The organism is Streptomyces sp. NPDC088725, from assembly GCF_044751305.1.
GTDB lineage: Bacteria > Actinomycetota > Actinomycetes > Streptomycetales > Streptomycetaceae > Streptomyces.
In genome coordinates this window covers 58,243-77,736 of the sequence record NZ_JBIVLO010000004.1, presented here as the reverse complement: position 1 = coordinate 77,736, position 19,494 = coordinate 58,243, and the positions used below count along the sequence as shown (strand labels likewise).

General features: G+C 68.4%; 16 protein-coding genes and 2 pseudogenes. 14 read left to right on the top strand and 4 right to left on the bottom strand.

Annotated features, from left to right (window positions below):
• Window positions 1-181: 181 nt before the first annotated feature.
• The 3 genes from ACIP6N_RS10555 (at window position 182) to ACIP6N_RS10545 (ending at window position 2,885) form a co-directional block, all read left to right on the top strand.
• A complete protein-coding gene (locus ACIP6N_RS10555) occupies window positions 182-1,225 on the top strand; it encodes a GSCFA domain-containing protein (RefSeq protein ID WP_401814523.1) in 1,044 nt (347 codons plus the stop codon).
• Entirely contained in the window at window positions 1,191-1,910 is a 720-nt protein-coding gene (locus ACIP6N_RS10550) for a hypothetical protein (protein WP_401814522.1), read from the top strand. Before ACIP6N_RS10555 ends, ACIP6N_RS10550 begins: the two co-directional genes overlap by 35 nt.
• Window positions 1,911-2,012: 102 nt before the next feature.
• Entirely contained in the window at window positions 2,013-2,885 is an 873-nt protein-coding gene (locus ACIP6N_RS10545) for a TauD/TfdA dioxygenase family protein (protein ID WP_401814521.1), read from the top strand.
• A gap of 98 nt (window positions 2,886-2,983) precedes the next feature.
• On the opposite strand, the gene ACIP6N_RS10540 is transcribed toward ACIP6N_RS10545, so the two are convergent.
• Window positions 2,984-3,859, bottom strand: coding sequence for a SpcZ (locus ACIP6N_RS10540; RefSeq protein WP_401814520.1), 876 nt, complete (start codon window positions 3,857-3,859; stop codon window positions 2,984-2,986).
• A gap of 273 nt (window positions 3,860-4,132) precedes the next feature.
• Between ACIP6N_RS10540 and ACIP6N_RS10535 the strand changes: the two genes are divergently transcribed.
• Window positions 4,133-4,825, top strand: a complete 693-nt coding sequence (locus tag ACIP6N_RS10535) for a transglycosylase family protein (RefSeq protein ID WP_401814519.1) — start codon at window positions 4,133-4,135, stop codon at window positions 4,823-4,825.
• A 32-nt stretch (window positions 4,826-4,857) separates the two neighbouring features.
• The gene (locus tag ACIP6N_RS10530; protein WP_401814518.1) at window positions 4,858-6,399 is read left to right on the top strand and encodes a hypothetical protein; all 1,542 of its coding nucleotides are present in this window, start codon (window positions 4,858-4,860) and stop codon (window positions 6,397-6,399) included.
• A gap of 19 nt (window positions 6,400-6,418) precedes the next feature.
• On the opposite strand, the gene ACIP6N_RS10525 is transcribed toward ACIP6N_RS10530, so the two are convergent.
• Complete coding sequence (locus tag ACIP6N_RS10525; RefSeq protein ID WP_401814517.1) at window positions 6,419-6,895, bottom strand: MarR family winged helix-turn-helix transcriptional regulator; 477 nt, start codon at window positions 6,893-6,895, stop codon at window positions 6,419-6,421.
• Window positions 6,896-7,079: 184 nt separating this feature from the next.
• On the opposite strand from ACIP6N_RS10525, the pseudogene ACIP6N_RS10520 reads away from it, so the two are divergent.
• The 5 genes and pseudogenes from ACIP6N_RS10520 to ACIP6N_RS10500 all read left to right on the top strand — a co-directional run bounded on the left by ACIP6N_RS10520 (window position 7,080) and on the right by ACIP6N_RS10500 (window position 11,109).
• Window positions 7,080-8,063, top strand: a pseudogene (locus ACIP6N_RS10520) (alpha/beta hydrolase).
• Window positions 8,064-8,378: 315 nt separating this feature from the next.
• Window positions 8,379-8,687 carry a hypothetical protein gene (locus ACIP6N_RS10515; protein ID WP_401814516.1) on the top strand — a complete coding sequence of 103 codons (309 nt, stop codon included), beginning with the start codon at window positions 8,379-8,381 and terminating at the stop codon, window positions 8,685-8,687.
• Entirely contained in the window at window positions 8,687-9,838 is a 1,152-nt protein-coding gene (locus tag ACIP6N_RS10510; protein WP_401814515.1) for a hypothetical protein, read from the top strand. The genes ACIP6N_RS10515 and ACIP6N_RS10510 overlap by 1 nt, the downstream gene beginning before the upstream one ends.
• 7 nt (window positions 9,839-9,845) lie before the next feature.
• Window positions 9,846-10,364, top strand: a complete 519-nt coding sequence (locus tag ACIP6N_RS10505) for a hypothetical protein (protein WP_401814513.1) — start codon at window positions 9,846-9,848, stop codon at window positions 10,362-10,364.
• Between the two features lie 4 nt (window positions 10,365-10,368).
• On the top strand, window positions 10,369-11,109 hold the full coding sequence (locus tag ACIP6N_RS10500) for a hypothetical protein (protein WP_401815263.1): 741 nt from the start codon (window positions 10,369-10,371) through the stop codon (window positions 11,107-11,109).
• Between the two features lie 171 nt (window positions 11,110-11,280).
• On the opposite strand, the pseudogene ACIP6N_RS10495 reads toward ACIP6N_RS10500, so the two are convergent.
• Window positions 11,281-12,117, bottom strand: a pseudogene (locus ACIP6N_RS10495) (IS5 family transposase); the annotation flags it as partial.
• A gap of 332 nt (window positions 12,118-12,449) precedes the next feature.
• On the opposite strand from ACIP6N_RS10495, the gene ACIP6N_RS10490 reads away from it, so the two are divergent.
• The 4 genes from ACIP6N_RS10490 to ACIP6N_RS10475 all read left to right on the top strand — a co-directional run bounded on the left by ACIP6N_RS10490 (window position 12,450) and on the right by ACIP6N_RS10475 (window position 15,508).
• Window positions 12,450-12,914 carry a helix-turn-helix domain-containing protein gene (locus tag ACIP6N_RS10490; protein ID WP_401814511.1) on the top strand — a complete coding sequence of 155 codons (465 nt, stop codon included), beginning with the start codon at window positions 12,450-12,452 and terminating at the stop codon, window positions 12,912-12,914.
• Between the two features lie 92 nt (window positions 12,915-13,006).
• Window positions 13,007-13,474, top strand: a complete 468-nt coding sequence (locus tag ACIP6N_RS10485; protein ID WP_401814510.1) for a hypothetical protein — start codon at window positions 13,007-13,009, stop codon at window positions 13,472-13,474.
• On the top strand, window positions 13,467-14,771 hold the full coding sequence (locus ACIP6N_RS10480) for an MAB_1171c family putative transporter (RefSeq protein ID WP_401814508.1): 1,305 nt from the start codon (window positions 13,467-13,469) through the stop codon (window positions 14,769-14,771). The genes ACIP6N_RS10485 and ACIP6N_RS10480 overlap by 8 nt, the downstream gene beginning before the upstream one ends.
• Complete coding sequence (locus ACIP6N_RS10475) at window positions 14,768-15,508, top strand: oxygenase MpaB family protein (RefSeq protein ID WP_401814507.1); 741 nt, start codon at window positions 14,768-14,770, stop codon at window positions 15,506-15,508. The genes ACIP6N_RS10480 and ACIP6N_RS10475 overlap by 4 nt, the downstream gene beginning before the upstream one ends.
• Window positions 15,509-15,588: 80 nt before the next feature.
• Here the strand turns inward: ACIP6N_RS10475 and ACIP6N_RS10470 are convergent, their stop codons facing one another.
• The gene (locus ACIP6N_RS10470) at window positions 15,589-19,125 is read right to left on the bottom strand and encodes a choice-of-anchor D domain-containing protein (protein ID WP_401814505.1); all 3,537 of its coding nucleotides are present in this window, start codon (window positions 19,123-19,125) and stop codon (window positions 15,589-15,591) included.
• Between the last annotated feature and the right edge of the window lie 369 nt (window positions 19,126-19,494).

Below are 19,494 nucleotides of genomic sequence, written 5' to 3'. Positions count from 1 at the left end.
GGGAAGCGCGCGAGGAAGCGCGCCAGAAAGCACGCGAGAAAGAGACCGACTTGGACACCCGCGACCGGGCCACCCCCACCACCCGGCCGACCACCGGCCGGGGCATCTCCCGGTCGGCCGGGTCCGCCAAGTCGCTCGCGTCAGAACCCAGTTGTTCGTACGACGAGCCGAGGCCCACCCCATGAACCCGTACGCATCACTGCCGCCGCGCTCGTTCTGGCGCTCGGCCGTGGCCGACCCCGACATGCTCGCCATCGGCGACCTGTGGAAACCGAAGTTCGCCATCGGCCAGGACGACCCCGTCCTCACCGCCGGCTCCTGCTTCGCCCGCCACATCGGCCGCGCCCTGCTCGAACAGGGCATGAACTGGCGCGACTCCGAGCCGGCGCCTCCCGGGCTCACCGAGGACGAGCGCCAGGCCCGCGGCTACGGCGCCTTCTCGTTCCGCACCGGCAACATCTACACCGCCGCCACCCTGGCGCAGTGGCTGTCCTGGGCCCACGGCGAGTCCACACCGCCCGCCGAGGTCTGGCACGAGGACGCCCGCTGGTACGACCCGTACCGCCCGTCCGTCGAGCCCGGCGGTTACGACTCGGCCGAGGCGGTGACGGCCGCGCGCGAGGCGACGCTCGCGGCCATGCGCGGCGCGGTAGCCGACGCGAGCTGCCTCATCTTCACACTGGGCCTGACCGAAGCCTGGCTGGACCGGGCGGACGGCACCGTCCACCCCGTCTGCCCGGGCACCGTACGCGGCACCTTCGACGCCGAGCGGTACGTCTTCCACAACTTCACCTTCGACGAGGTGCACCGCGACCTGACCGCCGCCATCGCGACCGCCCGCGCGGCCAACCCGGACCTGCGCGTCCTGCTCACCGTGTCGCCGGTGCCGCTCACCGCGACCGCGACCGGTGGCCACGCGCTCGCGGCCACCACGTACTCCAAGTCCGTGCTGCGTGCCGTCGCCGGGCAACTCGCCCTGGAACACGACTACATCGACTACTTCCCGTCGTACGAGATCATCACCGGCTTCCCGTTCAAGGGCGTGTTCTTCGAGCCGAATCTGCGCACGGTCACACCGGAAGGCGTCGATTTCGTCATGCGCCAGTTCTTCGGCGCGCTGGCCCAAGTCCCGGCCGGGAAACGGCAGGAGCGCCGCGCCGAGCCGACCAGCGGAGAGGAATTCCTGTGCGATGACGCCGTACTCGACTACTACAACCCCTTCTAGGTTCCTGCTGCTCGGCGATTCGCACGCCGGGCCGATCGGACGCGCCGCCAAGGGCGCGGGCATCCCGTTCTCCGGCGGACCGATCGGCGCGGTCCGCGAGTTCAACGCCGGGTTCTTCGATCCGCGCGAGGACGATGTCGTCTTCCGCAAGCCGGAGGCGGACCGCTTCTACCGCACGTTCCTGGACGAGCTGGGCGTGGCGGGTCTCGGCGGGCTCGACGTGCCCCTGGTGTCGACCTTCGGCTTCAGCGCCCATTTCGTCGCGACGACGGAGAACTGGCAGGTGTACCGCGTCCGTTCGGCGCGCGAGGGAAGCGACAAGGGAGTGGCCGGCTTCGCGCCGGGCTTCCTGTCGAGCGGGCTGTTCGAGGACATCGTCCGCGCGACGGTCCGGGACGCGCTGGCCTTCTACCGCCACGCGCGCGGCCTGGGCCTGCGGGTACTCGCCGTGATGCCACCGCAACGCGTACCTGCTCAGTCCGACCCGGCGGTCTTCATGGCAGCCCAGGACATCGTGCGCGAAGCTCTGCTCGCACTCGGCGTCGAAATTGTCGATCTGCGCGCCCGCGTCACCGACGAAACCGGCTTCCAGCGGCCCGAGTTGTGCGAGGCCGACGACGTGATCCACGGAAACCTGGCGTTCGGCCGGCTGATCCTCGCCGACCTGCTGGGCCGCGGGCTGTGAGGCCGGTGACAGACCGGGCGCGCCCACATCCCGGCCACTGAACCCTGATCCGTCACATCACCACCCATCACACCACCACCCACCACACCGCGGGAGAGCGAAATGGAACAGTACGAACTCGACGCGATCGAGAGCATCGTCACGCGTCAGCAGGGACCGTACGAGACCATCACCGTCGACACACTGACACCGGTGATCGGCGCCGAGGTGTCCGGCATCGACCTGTCGAAGGAGCTGTCGGACACGCAGGTGGCGGAGGTGCGGAAGGCCTTCCTCCAGCACCACGTCCTCGTCTTCCGTGACCAGGAACTGTCGGACGACGACCACAAGCGCTTCGCCCGTCACTTCGGCGACCTGCACCCCGTCACACTGCCGGAGCCCGGCTCCGACCCGTACATCCTCGAAATCAGCGCCACCAAGGAATCACACGTCGTGGCCGGCGACGGCTGGCACAGCGACGGCAGCGCCGACGCCGCGCCCTCGCTCGGCTCGATGCTCTATGTCACCCGTACGCCGGACGGCGGCAGCGGCGGCGACACCCTGTTCGCCAACATGCACCTGGCGTACGAGGCGCTCTCGCCCGCCATGAAGACCTTCCTCGACGGCCTGACCGCGATTCACGACGGCATGGTCGCCTGGCAGGGCCACACCCCGCCGGACGGATACGTCCCGCCCAAGGAAGAGCACCCCGTGGTGGTACGCCACCCCGAGACCGGCCGCAAGCTGCTGTACGTCAACCCCGGTTACACGTCGCACATCGTTCAGCTGTCGCCCGTCGAGAGCCGGGCGCTCCTCGACATGCTGTTCGACCTGGTGGCACGTCAGCAGAAGCTGAGCTGCCGGGTCCGCTGGACACCCAACACACTGGTGTTCTGGGACAACCGCTGCACCCAGCACCACGCGATCTGGGACTACTACCCGCACTCCCGCTACGGCCGGCGCATCGCGATCGAGGGCACACGGCCCAAGGCCTGAGCGGATACCGGACCGCTTGCCGCCGGATACCGGACCGCTTGCCGCCGGCGCGGGTCTCCCGGGCGCCGGCGGCCACGGGGCGGCCGTGACGGACGGGCTCAGGAAGCCGTTCCGGCTGTCCCGACCGCTCCGATTCCCCCGGCGGCCCGCGCCAGGCTGTCGGCCAGTCCGTCGGCAAGGCGCCCGTACGCCACACGCAGTCGCTCGTCCCGTTCCGCCGCCTCGTCCTGGCCTGTATGGGCATGCGCGTGCGCGAGGGCATAGGCGTGTACGGAGGCGAACGGATACGCCTCGGCGTACGCCCGCGCATCCGCCGCCGCATAGGCGGAAGCCGTGGCCGCCGTGTTCGCGAGGGCGTTGGCATCGGCGTACGAGGTGGCGTTGGCTGTCGTATTGAGCGTGGCGTAGGTCTCGCCGAACGCTACGGCCTTGTCCTCGTCGTAGCCGTTGGCCGTCGCGTACGCCCGCGCGTTGGCCGAGGCGGTGGCGAAGGCGTCTTCGTATGCGTAAGCGTGTCGGTAGACCTCCCGCAACGCGGGCCCGAGCGCGGCGCGCCACTCGTCCTCCGCCACCCGCTCGCCGGTCGCCGCGCGCGCGTGCAACCGCTGTACGGCCTGCTGTGCCCCGGCTCCCTCGCCGTGCCGCTCGTTCGCCTCCGCCAGCAGGGGCATGACGGTCCCGGCGTGCCAGTCGTGCACCACCGTAAACGGCACGTGACCGTCCAGACGTACGAGTTCCGTATGCACGCGCCGGGCCCAGCCCTTCGCCCCCGCGGCATCCTGACCGTTGAAGAGGACGCTCACCACCTGAGCCGGCCAGGCCGGTACGTCCCGCTCGTGGTCCGCGTCCGGACCCGCGCCGGGCGCCGCGTCGCCCCCGGCCGGGCCGAAGAGTTCCAGTGACCCGACGGATCCGGCTTCGAGCTGGACGAGGAAGCGGTCGAACGCCTCGGCGGCGGCCGGGGGTTGGCTCATCTGTCTCTCTCCTGCTCCGACTGCCCGGTCGCCGTGTGTGACACGGGAGCGGGCGCGATTCGACACGGTCACGGGCCCCATGGGCCGTTGAAAATCTTACGACCGACCACGGATGGCGGCTATGTCGGAGGCGAGCGTCCACCTGGGTGAAAAACCGCAAGTCGGGCTCATCAGATGCACCGAAAACCATATCGGCTGGTTACTTGGTGCGTGCCTACCGGCCGTGGCGAGCACCGCGTCACGGCGCTCCCGAGTCAGCGGAGGAGTACCGTCATGCCGTTCTCACCCCTTGTCAAACGGACCGCCAGACAGTCCGCCGAAGCGATCCAGGCCCTGCTGCTGGTTCTGCTGAGCGTTCTCGGCATCGTAATCGCAGCAGGTCAGAGCGCTGTGGCCGCCGTCACCACGTCCGTCCCCACGGAGACCGACTGGGACGCCATCGCCGCCTGCGAAAGTGGCAACCGCTGGAACATCAACACGGGCAACGGCTACCACGGCGGCCTCCAGATCGCCCCTTCCACCTGGCGCGCGTACGGCGGGCAGCGGTACGCCCCCCGCGCCGACCTCGCCACCCGTGCCGAACAGATCGCCGTCGGCGAGCGCATCGTCCAGGGCCAGGGACTGTCCGCGTGGCCCACCTGCGGGCGCCGCGGATCGTCGTCCTCCGGACACTCCGCGACCGGCAGCACTTCACACGGAACCGCCTCGCACGGCAGCGCCACACACCAGTCGCCGTCCACACCACTCGTGCCCAAGCAGCACGTGCAGAAGGCCCCCGGTCCGGCGACCGACAAGATCTCCGGCGAGGACACGTACGTTGTGGAGCAGGGCGACTGCCTCTCCGTCATCGCCCAGCGCGCCGACATCCCCGGCGGCACCGACGCGCTGTTCGAACTGAACAAGGACACGCTCGACCAGGGCCCCGACGTCATCTTCCCGGGACAGCGCCTCCGCCTGCACGCCTGAGGCCCAGGTCCTAGGCCCTCTGGAGCTTGCCCATGTACGACACGTCCCTCACGGCCGGGTGGCCGGAGGAGGAGTCCCGCGAGGACGCGCTTCGGGCCGGTGGCCGCGAAGCGCGTCCGCGGCTCTGGTCAGCGGTCGTCGCGATCGGCTTCACGCTCGCCCAACTCGCCTTCGTGGTACCGGGTATGGGCCTCGGCTGGGACGAGACGGTCTACGTCAGCCAGGTCAGCCCGCACGCGCCCGCGGCGTTCTTCAGCGCACCGCGCGCCCGGGGGATCAGCCTGCTCGTCGCGCCGGTGACCGGGCTGACGGACTCCGTCACCGTCCTGCGCTGCTACCTCGCCGTGGCGACCGGCGGCGCGCTCTACGCAGGGCTGTGGGTGTGGCGGCGGCTGCTGCCCGGCCCGGTGGTGGCTCTCGCGGGAGCGCTGTTCGCCACACTGTGGATCACACTCTTCTACGGTCCGCAGGTCATGCCCAACCTGGCGGTGGCACTCTCGGCGCTCATCGCGACCGGATGCTTCCTGCGAGCGGTGCGTGAAGACGCCAACGGGCGTACCGGGACTGGTTCGTTGACCGGCATGGGATGCGCCCTCGCCGTGGCCGGTCTCATGCGGCCCACCGACGCCCTGTGGCTCGCGCTGCCGCTCGCCGTGGCCGCGTGCGCCGTACGGTCCTGGCGACGGCCGGTCGTCCTGCTGGTCCTCGCGGCCGGTGTGGCTCTCGGCGCCGCGCAGTGGGTCGTCGAGGCGTACACGGCGTACGGCGGGCTCGGCGCACGGCTGCACCGCGCCAGCGAGATCCAGGGCGGGATGGGCTGGCACCTCGCCTTCGGAGACCAACTGCGCGGTCTGGAGGGGCGTTCGCTGTGCCGGCCGTGCGACATGCCGTGGCGCAGACCGTGGTCGGCCCTCTGGTGGTTCGCCCTGCCCCTGCTCGCCGCGGGCGGTGTGTTCACCGCGATGCGCACCCGTCTGCGGGCCGTTGTGATCGTCCCGGCGCTGACCGGGCTGTCCCTCGCCGTGCCGTACCTGCTGATGATCGACTACGCGGCGCCCCGCTTCCTGCTGGCCACCTACGCACTGCTCCTGCTGCCCGCCGCCGTGTGCCTGCACCACCTGGTCACCGCCGCGAGCCCGGCGCTGCGCAGGCCGGTTGTCCCCGCCGTCGCGCTGCTCCTGCTGCTCCACGTGGGGTCGCAGTACGTGATCCTGCACAGCCTCGCGGAGCGCAGCCGCGCATCGAGGGGATCGGTCGGCCGCATCGCCACCGAACTCCACCGCCTGGGCGTCCGACCGCCGTGCACCGTCACCGGAATCGAGGCCGTACGGATCGGCTTCAGCGCGGGCTGCGCGTCCCGCCAGATCGCCGGCCACGACGCCAGTATCAGCCGCGCGGCCCTGCTGGCACTGGCGCAGCGGCAACCCGTAGCGGTCCTGGTCCCCCTCGGCCACCGAGCGCCGGCGTACGCACACACCTGGCGCTCCACACCGTTCCCGCAGGTGACAGGACTACCAGGCTTCCGCGCCTACGTGTCGCCCTCGGCCCGTCCGCGAACGGGCGGCGCACGGTGATCGCAGCACGCCCCGGGGCTCACGCCGTGCGGTGGCTCTCGCCGGTGACGTTTGCCGTCAGCTTGCGCAGAATCGTGCGGACCGTCTGGGCCTCCTCGGACGTCAGTCCGATGGCCTCGCCGATAGCCAGCGGCACGGCCTTGGCCCGCTCACGCAGCGCGACACCGCCCTCACTGAGCCGGATCAGCACGGACCGCTCGTCGTCGGCGCGGCGCTCGCGGTGGATCAGGCCGTTGGCCTCCAGCCGCTTGAGCAGCGGGGAGAGAGTTCCCGAATCCAGTTCGAGCGCGGTGCCGAGATCCCGTACGGGGACGGGGCCCCGCTCCCACAGCACCAGCATCACCAGATACTGCGGGTAGGTCAGGCCGAGTTCCTGAAGCAGCGGGCGATACCGGCTGGTCACGGCACGTGAGGCCGCGTACAGCGCGAAACACAGCTGGTCGTCCAGCAGCAGTGTGAAGCCCTGCTCGGGCCTGGTCTCCGTCTCGTCGCTCATGGCGCCTCCTCCTCTGTCGTGTATCGGCACGGTACGGGAGCGGATGTGCCCGCTACGCGATCGTATAGCGGGCTAGTCAGTTGTGTTCAATTAAATTGAGCCCTACCTTCCTGTTGGGAGTCACCCACCCCGTCGCACCCGGCGGCCAGAACCGCCGGGTGTGCCATTCCGTGCGGAGAACGAGATGTCCGAGTCAGCATCCGCTTCCGACTCGGCTATCGCCCGTCCGGTCCTCGAACCCGCGGCAGCCGCGTTCGCCGGGGCCACCGCCAACCCGCCGTACCTCTTCGATCTGGGCCCGGCCAAGGGGCGCGAGGCCGTCAATGAAGTGCAGTCCGGCGAAGTGGACACCCCGGCCGTGACCGACGAGTGGGTGACCGTCCAGGGCGGCCCCACCGGCACCGTCCAGGTGCGCGTCGTGAAGCCGACCGACGTCACAGACACACTGCCGGTCATCCTCTACATCCACGGTGCGGGCTGGGTGTTCGGTAACGCGCGCACCCATGACCGGCTGGTGCGCGAACTCGCGGTCGGAGCTGGGGCGGCGGTCGTCTTCCCCGAGTACGCCCTCTCCCCGGAGGCCAGGTACCCGGTGGCCATCGAGCAGAACTACGCGGCCGCCCGCTGGATCGTCACGGAAGGCGCGGCCCGTGGTCTGGACGCCTCGCGGCTGGCCGTGGCAGGCGACTCGGTCGGCGGAAACATGGCCGCGGCGCTCACCCTGCTCGCCAAGGACCGCGGCGACGTGCACTTCGTGAGCCAGGTGCTCTTCTACCCGGTCACCGACGCGGCGTTCGACACCCCCTCCTACCACAGGTTCGCCGAGGGCTACTTCCTGAGCCGTGACGCGATGCGGTGGTTCTGGGACCAGTACACCACCGACCCCGAGCAGCGAGCCGAGATAACGGACTCCCCTCTGCGCGCCACCACCGCCCAACTCGCGGGCTGCCGCCGGCCTTGGTCGTCACCGCGGAGGCGGACGTGCTGCGCGACGAGGGTGAGGCCTACGCGGCGAAGCTCCGCACCGCGGGCGTCCCTGTGACGGCGGTCCGCTACCAGGGCATCATCCACGATTTCGTCATGCTGAACGCCCTCAGCGAAACCCACGGCCCGTGCCGCCATCACCCAGGCCACGACGACCCTGCGCGCGGCCTTCGGTACCGTCTGAGCCCTGCGGGCCCTCAGGGCCCCGGCACCACCCGAGCCCCGAGCCAACGGCCCGGGGCGCGGACGCGGTTCGGCCCCCGCTCCGGACGCCCGAAGGAGATCGAGGCCCATTCGCGTTTCCCCGCTCTTCGGCTTGCCTGGGACCGGGCTGAGTCGAGCTGGGTGGCCCACCGTCCCCCGGTCGGGTGCCGTTACTGACCCTCTATGAGTCTGTTACCTGAACCACAGAAGGATCGCGGGGCGGCTGAGCGGTGAACTGTCCCACTAGCCTGTTGCGTTGGACGCAAGCTATCCAGGGGAAGGGGATGAGCCCCGTATGACCCATAAGGAATCGCCGACACAATTACGCAAGCGTGCCGACGCGCTGCGCACTTGTGCTCGTCAGGCCCGCAGCGCGGCCCACGAGATGGGAACCTACCTCGATCGCGAGGTCAAACGGGCTTCCGGTACCGGGGCCGACCTCATCTGGATCGGACCATACGCCACCGACACCACCCGCACCCTGCAGGCCCGCAAAGCCACCTTGCACCGCTTGGCCTCGGACCTGATTGCCGACGCGAGCCGGTGGGAGATCGAGGCAGGGCATTTGGACGAGAAGGCCAACCACATGTCGGGGAGCCGCTGATGGGGTTTCGAGGGCTCAAATCCGATCGGGTGCGAAAACTGGCGGGAGACTTGGACAAAGCGGGCCGGGACGCGCCCGGGTTACACCGCCGCGTTGCTGGAATACTCAAGGACGCCGAGGCGGCGCTGGATGGGGGGAAGAAAGCTACCAACAGCCCTGAGCTGCAGAAGATTCAGCACTCCACGTCGCCCGGGGTAGGCGCTCAGCTTCCCGGTTCGCTGGGCGAGGAGCTCCCCGCCATCGCCAAAGAGGTGAGGCGACGGTGCGACATGGCGGACGAGGCGGGCGATGAGCATGGCTTCGGTCAGGGCATCACGCCGCTGGATGCGTTCAACGGGGTCGCTCCGCTGCCAGAGCCCAAGCCCAAGAAGAAGGGGTGGTTCGAAAAATACATCAGTGACCCCTTTGAGCATGGCATCGAGGATGTCGGCGACTTCATGTCCTCGGTCTTCAGCTGGCGCAACATGCTGGATGCCGGGTCGGTTGCTCTCGGAGCCTTCCTCATGGCTGCGGGTGGCGCGATGGAGGTGGGCGGGGGCGCGCTAGACATCACCGGGGTCGGGGCGCTGATAGGCGTTCCGATAAATATCGCGGGGGTCGCAGTCATCGGCACGGGCGGAGCGCTCGCTCTGGCCGGGTTCGGCGACTTTATAACCCGGATGTCCGAGGGGGACACCGGAAATGCCTGGGACCGGAGCGGCAAACAGGGCACGTCAGGCGATGCTGCCGATCCGGTGCCGATTTCTGAGGAACAGCAAGAGGCGTTCACGCAGAGTCAGCAGGAACTCTCTGGACTCAGCAAGAATAAACAGATAGCAGAAGTTAACAAGGGCATAGAAAAGGACGGTCAGAAGTTCAAACCCGAGGGCGCCCTGACGAAGGGGGCCAAGCACGGGATTGACTGGAACGAGGGGCCTCAGCGCGCCAAGGTTGATGGGAAACCGCAGGGGCGGTTTGGAAGCCCGGCCGATGTCAAGTTTGCCACCGAAAAAGGCGCGGAACTCGGTCCCGGAAAAACGGGATTCTTTAAACTTCCCAAGGGGAATGAATGTGTCGAATATATGCCGGATGGTTCGATACGCAAGCCCAATTCTGTTTTTGTGAAAGTTCGCCCTAACGGTACGATCCACGCATATCCAACCACCAGATAGGACAGCGATGAGCTTCTGGATTCAGACAGGAAATCCCGAATTTCAAGACGTCGACAAGGTCGCTGACAATTTCTTCGAAGCGATTGGCATTATTTACCGTTCCCGCACTGAATACCTGGTGCTGTCCTGGAACGGTGTGCCGGTGGCAGTCAACTACGCCGAGGATATCTATGTTTTCATCGACGACATCATTATCCTGCTGGAGATGCTCCAGAAGCCCGGATTCACTGGGGCGCGGTTGGAGACTGGCGCCTCCTCGTTCTCCACCACGTGGGACATCTGCCGGGACGGTGAGAACCTGGTCATCGACTCCAGGTGGGAAAGTGTTCTCGGCGGCTACGAGTTCCTGCTGAATGAACGGAGCGAGCTCATTCTCAACACAGCTGATTTCTTGCGCGAGTGGCTGAAGGTCCTCCAGCGGCTGGTCGACGACATCACTGCCCAGGCGGTCAGGATGGATGACGACGACATGTTTCTCCGCGCCAAGACCCTGCTCGCCGACCACAGCGCACCCGATGGGGCGTGAGGCGATGACGCAGCAAGACATTTTTGGCGCCGATGCAGAATGGCTTCCCGAACTCAGGCAGTTGCTCCAGGCGTACCGGTCCGTGCCAGTGCCTGCTGATGAGTGCTTCGTTGACTCCGAAGACGCTCCGTCTCGAGGTATGCGCAGCTACCTCCGAGTGGCCGTCTACTACCCAGCCAGACCGTTTCGCGCGACCCGTGAGATCGCCGAGATCATCCACCTCGGGATCAACCACTGGGACGTCAGGGCCTGCCTTGCCACGATGCCGCCCATCATCCCGCCTCGCGGCAAGGTCCGGATCGACTGCCTGTTGGGAATGATTCCGTACCTGGCTGCCTTCGAGAACGAGGGCTACCGAGAGGTGCCCATTCCCCCGGACTCCTCGTGGGAATGGCGCGAGCGGTTCCCTAATCTATCGCAGTTGGTATCCCGCGCGACATGGCGATCTCCTGCGCCGAGCGAGGCAGTGGTACTCGATCGGCTCGAGGAAATGTCGGACCACCGGATCGCCGCAGCGCGCCGGGAACTCGACGAGTTGCGCGGAATCATGCCCGAGACGAGCGACTGGGCCGAGGCAATCGAAGGGCTCGGTGCCGTTACCCCGATACCCGGAGATTTGGCTCCCTCTCATTGGCTCGCCCGTTTGGACGATTGGGCCGAAGGGTATTTGAAAGCAAATGGATATCGGCCGTCGAACATGCTCAACGCGGCTTACCCGGCTCACGATCTGCGCGCCCTCCTGTGAAGTCTCTGGCGTGTCCTTGCCACAGGCCCTTTGAGGACGGTTGTCCCAGGCGATAAGGATACGGTCGGAGGGCTTTGAGCAGGGTCGCGAGCCGGACTGAAGGGTGCGGTGGATTGGGGGGCTTTGGCGGGTCAGGAAGATACGGGAGCGCAGTAACAACGGCTGACACAATGAGTTGATCTGTCGGCAGGTGATCAGGCAGCAGGCCAGCTTGAGGAAGGCTTCGTGGATGTCGGCTCGGCGTTCCCAGGGGGTGCGGAGGCGTTTGAAGCGTGGAGCCAGGCGAAGCTGCGTTCGACGACCCAGCGGTAGACGCCCGGTCCGGAGCCGTGAGGAGTGCCGCGGCGGGCGATGGCCGGCACGATCCGGCGTTGTCGGACTTGGTCGCGGTAGACGTCGTGGTCGTACCCGGAACGGTTCAGAGTGAGTCCGGTGTGCGTCGTGGGTGCCCGACCCGGCCTCTGACTGGTGAATGGCGTCGATCAGCGGCATGAGCTGGGTGACGTCGTTGCGGTTGCCGCCGGTGAGGATCACGGCGAGCGGGGTGCCATGCCCGTCCGTGATCAGGTGGTGTTTCGATCCGGCTCGGCCACGATCGACCGGACTCGGTCCCGTCTGGTCCCCCCTTTATCGCCCGCACATGGCTGGAGTCGACCACCGCCCGCGACCAGTCGAGACGAGCCGCCGCGTTCAGCTCGGCCAGCAGCACTTCGTGCAGCCGCTGCCAGACTCCAGCCTCGTTCCAGTCCCGCAAACGCCGCCAGCACGTCATGCCCGACCCGAAGCCCAACTCCTGCGGCACCTACTCCCATGGGATGCCCGTATGCAGCACGAACAAGATGCCGCACAACACCTGCCGGTCTGCCAGCAGCTTGCGGCCCGGGTGCCGAAACCGGCGCTCTCTTCGGGGCAGCAGCGGCTCGATCCGCTCCCACAGGCCATCCGACACGATCCACGGCGAAGTCCCCATGCCCGGACAACGCCCAACACCCGACGCGGACACGGCAACCAGACCGATCCACCTCATTGCGTTAGGCACTGTAAGTGGGAGGGCTATGGCTGGGGCGGCTCCGCGGACGCACCGCGTGCCGGGCGCTGTTGCCCACCCCCGTGGGGCAGCGGCGCCCAGCGCCGGCGGAGGGGCCTTGAGGTGCACGCGCCAGCGTTGTCGATCCTGTACGGGAGTTGGGGATAAGTCAACTAAAGTTGATTACTTGATGGCTGGGTGTCGATGATTTGATGCCTATTGCGAAATTCGGTCATTTCATTCGCCACGATCGTGGAAATCGTCACGGCCGCCGAAGCCCCGTCGCTGACCGAAGAGTTCTATGATCCGGCACATGGCCACCGATTCCCCGCGACCAGAAGCGTCGGCTCCGCGACCCGGCGACGGTCCGGAGCCGACGGACTCTCTGGACTTCGCGGGACGATTCCGCCGCGTGATCTCGGTGATCTACCCGAAAGATCTGGGCCGCCCCTGGCGTGACACGGAGATCGCCGAAGGCACCGGGCTGAGCGGCACCTATATCGGCAACCTCCGCAAGGGCACGCAGAAACCCAGCCTGGAGAACGCGGTGAAGATCGCCAAGTTCTTCGGAATCCCGCTGGATTACTTCAGCGACTCCGCCACCGCGCAGGCCGTCGAACGGGACCTGCGGAAGATCGAAGCGCTCCGGGACGCCCGGGTGGAGCGCATCGCGATGCGGGCGGCCGGGCTGCCTCCTGAGATGCAGGACGCGGCCCTCACCGTGGTGGAACAACTGCGAAAGGCGGTCGGGCTGCCCGACGGCAGTCCCGAGGGGTGAGCGACTACCGGCGGACGCCGTTGGGACACTGGCGGCCGGCTGATGGGGATGACGTGCGAGACCTTGGACGTACCCGCCGCCGAATGCGGGCCATGGCACGAGAGTTGGATCTCCCGCGGGTGAGCACGGTGGAAGAGCTGTGCGCGGCGGTCGCCGAGCGGGCGGGGCGGCCCGTGCGGCTCGTTCCCCGGCGGATGCGGGTGGGCGAGCCGTCAGGATTCGTGGAACGCCGCGCGGACGCCGATGTCATCCACTTCGAGCAGGAGACATCGGGGCTGCACCAGGCCCACATCATCTGCCACGAACTCGCGCACCTGCTGTGCGGACATCTGGCGGAGCCGCCGGAGGAGGAAGGGGCCGCGGACCACGTGGAGTTGCCGACGATCGACGCCGACATGATCCGACTGGTCCTCGGCCGCTCGCACTACGAGGGCGCCGCGGAAGAGGAAGCGGAGATCCTGGGCGCCGAGCTCACACGCGCGCTCATGCTCGCGCCCGGCGCCGGAAGCACGTCCCAGCTTGCGCCCGCGCTGGAGCACCGGAAGGGACAGCATGTCTGACCTGGGCGACGCGCCGTACAACGTGGTCTACCTCGGCATCGGGACGGTCGCGTGGGTCGTGGCGTGTCTGAAGTTCCGGGCGTGGCACCGGGATCCCTCCTCCGGGCTGCTCGTCGTCGCGCTGACGATCGCGGCGCCGGCCACCGCGTTCGTGCTGGCCGCGCCGGTGACGTACCGGATGATCGGCCGGGTGTCCCGGCACGGGAACCTGGCAACTCTGCTGGTCTACCTCGGCATTACGGGGTTCTCCGCCGGGGCAGTGGTGCTGGCCCGGATGTGGACGCCGTCGAAGGAGCGCGCGAACTCGGGAGCCCAGGAGGCGCCGCCCGGGGACACGAGTGTGGCCGGCTTGGCGGGCTCGGCCTCGGCGGACATCACGACCACCACCGATGTCCGGCGCCAAGTGCGTCTGCGTCTGACGGTGTTCGCCGTCCTGGTGCCGGTGATGATCGTCCTGTTCTTCCTCGGGGGAGCGGACAGCCCGCTGACTCCGCTCACCTTCGACACCGCCTTCGGAACAATCCCGGAGATCGCGATCTTCCTGGTGATCTACCAGGCACTGTTCGGCTTCGCGCTGATCGACATCAGCAGGGTGTGCCTCGGGCACGCCTCCCGGCTGCCGTACGGCTGGCTGCGCCGGGGCATCCGGATCGTCGCCGTCGGCGGGTTCGTCGCCTGCGGTTACGTCGGGTGCAAGCTCGTCGCGATCGGCGCGGCCCTCGCGGGCGTGACCGGGGCGGAGTGGCTGAGCACCGCGCTCGGCCCCGCCTTCGCGGCGCTCGGCGCCATGTTCATCACCGCCGGGTTCGCGGGACCGGCTGTCGCCGCCTGGACGCACCGCCGCCGCGACTATCAAGCCCTGCGCCCGCTGTGGGACTTGGTGTACCAGGCCGACCGGCGCCTGGCCCTGGAGGCGCCTCCGTCGGTCTGGACCGAGCGGTTGGCGTTCCGGGACCTGGAGTGGCGTACCGCCCGTCGCGGACTGGAAATACGGGACGGCCAGCTGACGTTGCGACCATGGATCGCTCCATCCGTCGTCACCGCGGCCGGAGAGGCCGCCGTGCGCGCCGGCCTGGACGAGGAGGACCGGGCGGCGCTGACCGTGGCAGCCGCGTTGCGGTTCGCCGTCGGGGCGCTGAACGCCGGAGTCCCCCCGCGCTCGCGCGAGGACCAGTCGCAACTGCCGGGTCTGGACACGGAACCGGCCGAGGAAAGGGCTCATCTGGTGCGAGTCGCACGCTACTTGGACGCGCCTCTGACCGGCGAAGCGCTGGCCGTCGCCTCAGCGGCCGGATGACCGCCGGTACGCGCGGCGACCACCGGGCCTTCGCGCGGCTCGTCCTGGAGACGATGCCGGAGGAGTCCAGGATCGGGCTCACTCTGGGCTTCGTACGGACCTTCGGCGTCCCGGACATCGCCCGCGTGCTGCACGGCACCGGCCGCATGACCACCGACGCCCGCGGCCGCGCCAAGGCGACCGGGGTGGCGATGTTCGCCCTGATCGAGCGGGGGACGGACAGCGCCGGGGGCCGGAAGATCGTGGAGGGCCTGCGCCGGGTCCACGACCGCCCCGGCATCACGCCGGAGCTGATGCGGTACGTCCTGGCCTGCTTCACGGTGTGCCCACTGCGGTTCATCGACAGCCACGGCCACCGCCCGGCCACGGGTGAGGAACGTGAAGCGGCGTACGCCTTCCACCAGAGTCTGTCGCGCGCGCTGGACCTGCCCGACGCTCCGGGCGGCCAACTCGATGACGTGGAGGGCTGGATGATCGACTTCGAGGGGCGCCACTTCGCCCCCAGCGAGGCGGCCCACACGCTCTGGCAGGCCACCAGCAAGGGCCTGCTGGCGGCCCGGCTGCCGTCCTTCCTGGCGGCCCTCGCACCGGTGGTTGCCGCGACGCTGCTGGACGACCCGCTCCGCACGGCGCTGCGCGTCCGCCGCCCCCCGGCCCCGGTCCGCGCCCTGGTCACCGCCGCCCTACGAGCCCGCGCCCGTTACGCAGCCCGCGCGCACGCTCAGCGGCCCACCTGACGAACGCGCTCATCGCACACGACGGTGCCGTCGAGTACGTGTGTACTCGACGGCACCGACGCCACTGCTGACGGGGCAGGTCAGACGTTCCAGACCTGGAACTCCGAGAGCTGTCCCGCCGGCCACGCGTTGTTCGCCGTGACAGTCACCCGGAAGTAGCGCTGGGTGGTCGCGGGGAAGCTGATCGTGACGCGGTTGCTGGTCGCCGGGTCGAAGCTGTACGCGGCCGACGCCTTGATGGTGGTGAAGGTGGTGCCGTCGGTGCTGCCCGACAGGGACAGCGTCTGGTTGCGGGCGCCCCAGTTCGCGGGGAGCTGGAGGACGACCCGGCTCGCGCTCTGCGCGGAGCCGAGGTTCACCTGAACCCACTGCGGGAAGGCGTTGTTGGCGCTCTCCCAGTAGGTGTCCTGGTTGCCGTCCGTCACGTTGGACGACGGGTACACATCGCTGTGGCTGGACTCGGTTGTCGCCTTGCCCGCTGCCAGGTTGGTGCTCACCGTCCCCGCGCCCGTACCGCTCAGCGCCACCGTGGTCGGGTTGTTGGCCGCGTTGCTGGTGATCGTGAGGCTGCCGGAGCGCGTTCCTGACGCGGTCGGGGTGAACTTGACGCTGACCGTGCAGGAGACACCGGCCGCGATGGACGTACCGCAGGTGTTGGTCTGCGCGAACTCACCCGTCGTCGCGATGCCGGAGACGGCCGCGGCCGCGGTGCCGGAGTTGGTCACCGTGACCGTCTTCGCGGCGCTGGTGGTGTTGAGCGCCTGGGTGTCGAACGTCAGTGAGGACGGTCCCGCCGACAGCGTCGCCGAGGGCGAACTGCCCCCGCCGCTCGCCGGGAACACCTCGAAGTCCGACAACTGGGCAGCCGACCAACCGGTGTTGGCCGTGATGTTCACCCGTACGTACCTGGCTGTGGCGGCGTTGAAGGTGAGCGTGACCGTGTTGTTGTTGGCGCTCGGGTCGAAGGTGCGACCGGCCGACGCCACGAGCGTCGAGAAGCTGGAGCCGTCCGTGGACCCCTGGACCGACAGGGTCTGCGTACGGGTGGCCCACGCGGCCGACGGCGGGAGCTTGAGGACGACCTTGCCGACGCTGTAGCTCTTGCCGAGGTCGACCTGGGCCCACTGCGGGAGCGCGCCGCTGCTCTCCCAGTACGTCGAGGCGTCCGGGTCGGTGACGTTGGCGGCGACGTAGGGGCTGGAACTCGAACTGGCCGAAGCGGGCTGGCCGGCGGCGATGTTCGTCGTGCTGTCGATGCCGCTGCCGCTCAGGCCCACCGTGGTCGGGCTGTTGTTGGCGTTGCTGGTGACGGTGAGGGTGCCGGTACGGGCGCCTCCGGCCGTCGGCTTGAAGGTGACGCTCGCCGTGCAGGAAGCGCCGACCGCGAGAGTCGCGCAGTTGTCTGTCTCGGTGTAGTCACCGGTCACGGCGACCTTGGAGACGGTCGCCGATGTGGTGCCGCTGTTGGTCACCGTCACCGTCTGCGCGGCTGCCGAGGAGCCGACCACGGTGGCGGCGAAGGACAGGCCCCCGGGCGTGGCGTTCAGAATCGGGCCAGGCGCGGTGCCGGTGCCGGAGAGGCTGACGGTGTTGGTCGTACCGCCCGCGTTGACCGTGAGAGTTCCGCTGCGGGCCCCGGTCGCGGTCGGCGCGAATTTCACACTGACCGTGCACGAGCCCTTCGAAGGGATCGAGGAGCCGCAGGTGTTGGTCTGGGTGAAGTCCCCACTGGCGGCGACGGACGAGACGGCCGCGGCCGCGCCGGTCGGGTTGGAGACCGTCACGGTCTGCGCGGCGCTCGTGGAACCGGTCGCCACCGAGCCGAAGTTCAGCGCGCTCGGGGTGGCCGTCACTCCTTCGGGCGGGTACGGCGGGAAGACCGGGGCCGGCCATGGGCCGCAGATCGGCGTACCGGTGATGCCCGAGTTGCCGCCGCCGTCGGTCACCGCGAAGTTGCCGCCCTCACAGCTGTAGACCGGGGAGGGCGCGCCGACGCCGGTCGCCGTGACATTGGTGAACTTGGCCGCGCCGCCGGTCTGTTCCTGAAGGGCGAAGGTGCCGGTCCCGGCGATGGTCACGTTGTTGAGGTTGACCCCGCTGACCGTGCCCTCGACCCACTGGACGGCCTCGTACGGGCTCTGCTGGATCAGCGCGTTGGTCACGTTGATCGGCCCGGTGATCGCCCCCTGGCTGCCGTCGAACCACAGCGCGCCCACCCCGAACTGCCAGTTGGGGTCGAGACCGCCGTCGCGGATCATGGTGTTGTCGGAGATCGTGGTCGTGCCGACGGGGGTCGACGTGAAGCGCTGCCCGACGTGAATGCCACCGCCCTGGGCGAGGCCGGTGTCCCGCACCAGGTTGCCGCTGACGGTGTTGTCGTGACCGCCGTAGATCGCGATGCCGTTGGCGAGTATCTGGAGTTCCACGGTGTTGTTGGAGATCGTGTCGTTGGCGTCGGCGCCCAGCGCGGAGTCCGCCCAGGTAGCGATGCCGTCATCACCGGTGTTGCGCAGCTCACTGTTCGTGACCGTGGAGTTGGTGACCCCGCCGTGGAAGTTGACGCCGTCGGCGGTGGTGTCCCGTATCCGCATGCCGCTGAAGGTGAGCGCGTTCATCGGCCCGTCCATCCAGGCGCCGACCTTCATGTGGTCGATCCACACGCTCGACACGGTCGAACTGCTCATCGCGCCACCGATGCCGTTGACCTGGGCGTTGTCGTCGCGCTCCTGGACGTCGCCGAAGATCGCGAAGTTCTGCAGGTGCACGTTGGTGCTGGGCGAAGGAGCGGAGTTGCCGTAGAAGCCGGGCGCCGTACCGGTGACCGTCGAGTACCACATACCGGCACCGGCGATCGTGACGTTGTTGACGCTGATGTGGCCCGGGATCTTGTACGTACCCGGCGGCATCCACACCGTGCCGCCCGAACCGGCCGCGCTGATCGCCGCGTTGAACGCGCTGGTGGAGTCGGTCGCACCGCTGGCGTCCGCGCCCTTGCTGGTCACCGAGACCGAACCCGAGGGCTGCGGCAGCGCCGCGCCCACCTGCTCGAAGTCGGCGAAGTCGATCGTGTACGAGGCCGCGGTGTCCTCGGAGTCGACCTGGAGCTTGAAGGTCGTACCGGCCGGATAGGACGTCGGGAACAGGCGGTGCGCCTCGTCGTAGAAGTGATGCGGGTTGCTGCCCGGCGTGTTGGTGAACGGGTAACTGCCGTAATACCAGCTGTAGGCGTTCGTCAGGCTGAAGTTGTCCTGCTTGGTGCCGTTGATGTAGAGCGACAGCGGAGCGGTGTAGACCGAACCGCCTGGGCCGTCCGGGATGCTGTACCGGAAGTCGATCGAGTTGGTCGCCACCGGCGTGGTGAACGTGACGTACTTCCCGCTGCCCTGGAGCGTCACGGCCTTGCGGTACGACGCTTCGTCGGCCAGCTCACCGGCGGCGTAACTCGGGCCGATCGAGGACCCGTTGGTGGCGGAGTTCTCCGCCTGGACCTCCACGTACGGCAGGCTCGCGCCGTTGCCACCGGTGGCAACGGCCGCGGCCGCCCAGGCCGACTGCACCGGCAGCGCGAGGAGCCCGGCGGCGGCCACCATCGCGGTGCTGACCAGCCAGACGAGCACACGTCTCAGATCAGTCAGGTGTGGCAGGTGGCGCTGGTCTCTCGGATCTCTCAGAACTCGCGTGGACTGGAACACGTGTTGCTCCTTTCGGCACGGAATGCCGGACCTGCACCGTCGGCACCGCGGTCAGGGGAACGGAGAAGCGAGTACGCAGGGGAGCAGGGCAGAGCAAGGCACCTCGCCGACGCGGGAGACGGCGGACGAAGAGCTGATCGGGGACCGGTATGTGCCGGTGTGGACGCTGAAGGACGGGTGACGGCGCAAGGAGGACCGTAATCTGCCCGACATAGTCGCGCAATAACCTGACGCTTCCTTGTCGAATCTATACTTTTGACCGCAAGATCCAATGTCCACAGTTCGGGCCGTGGT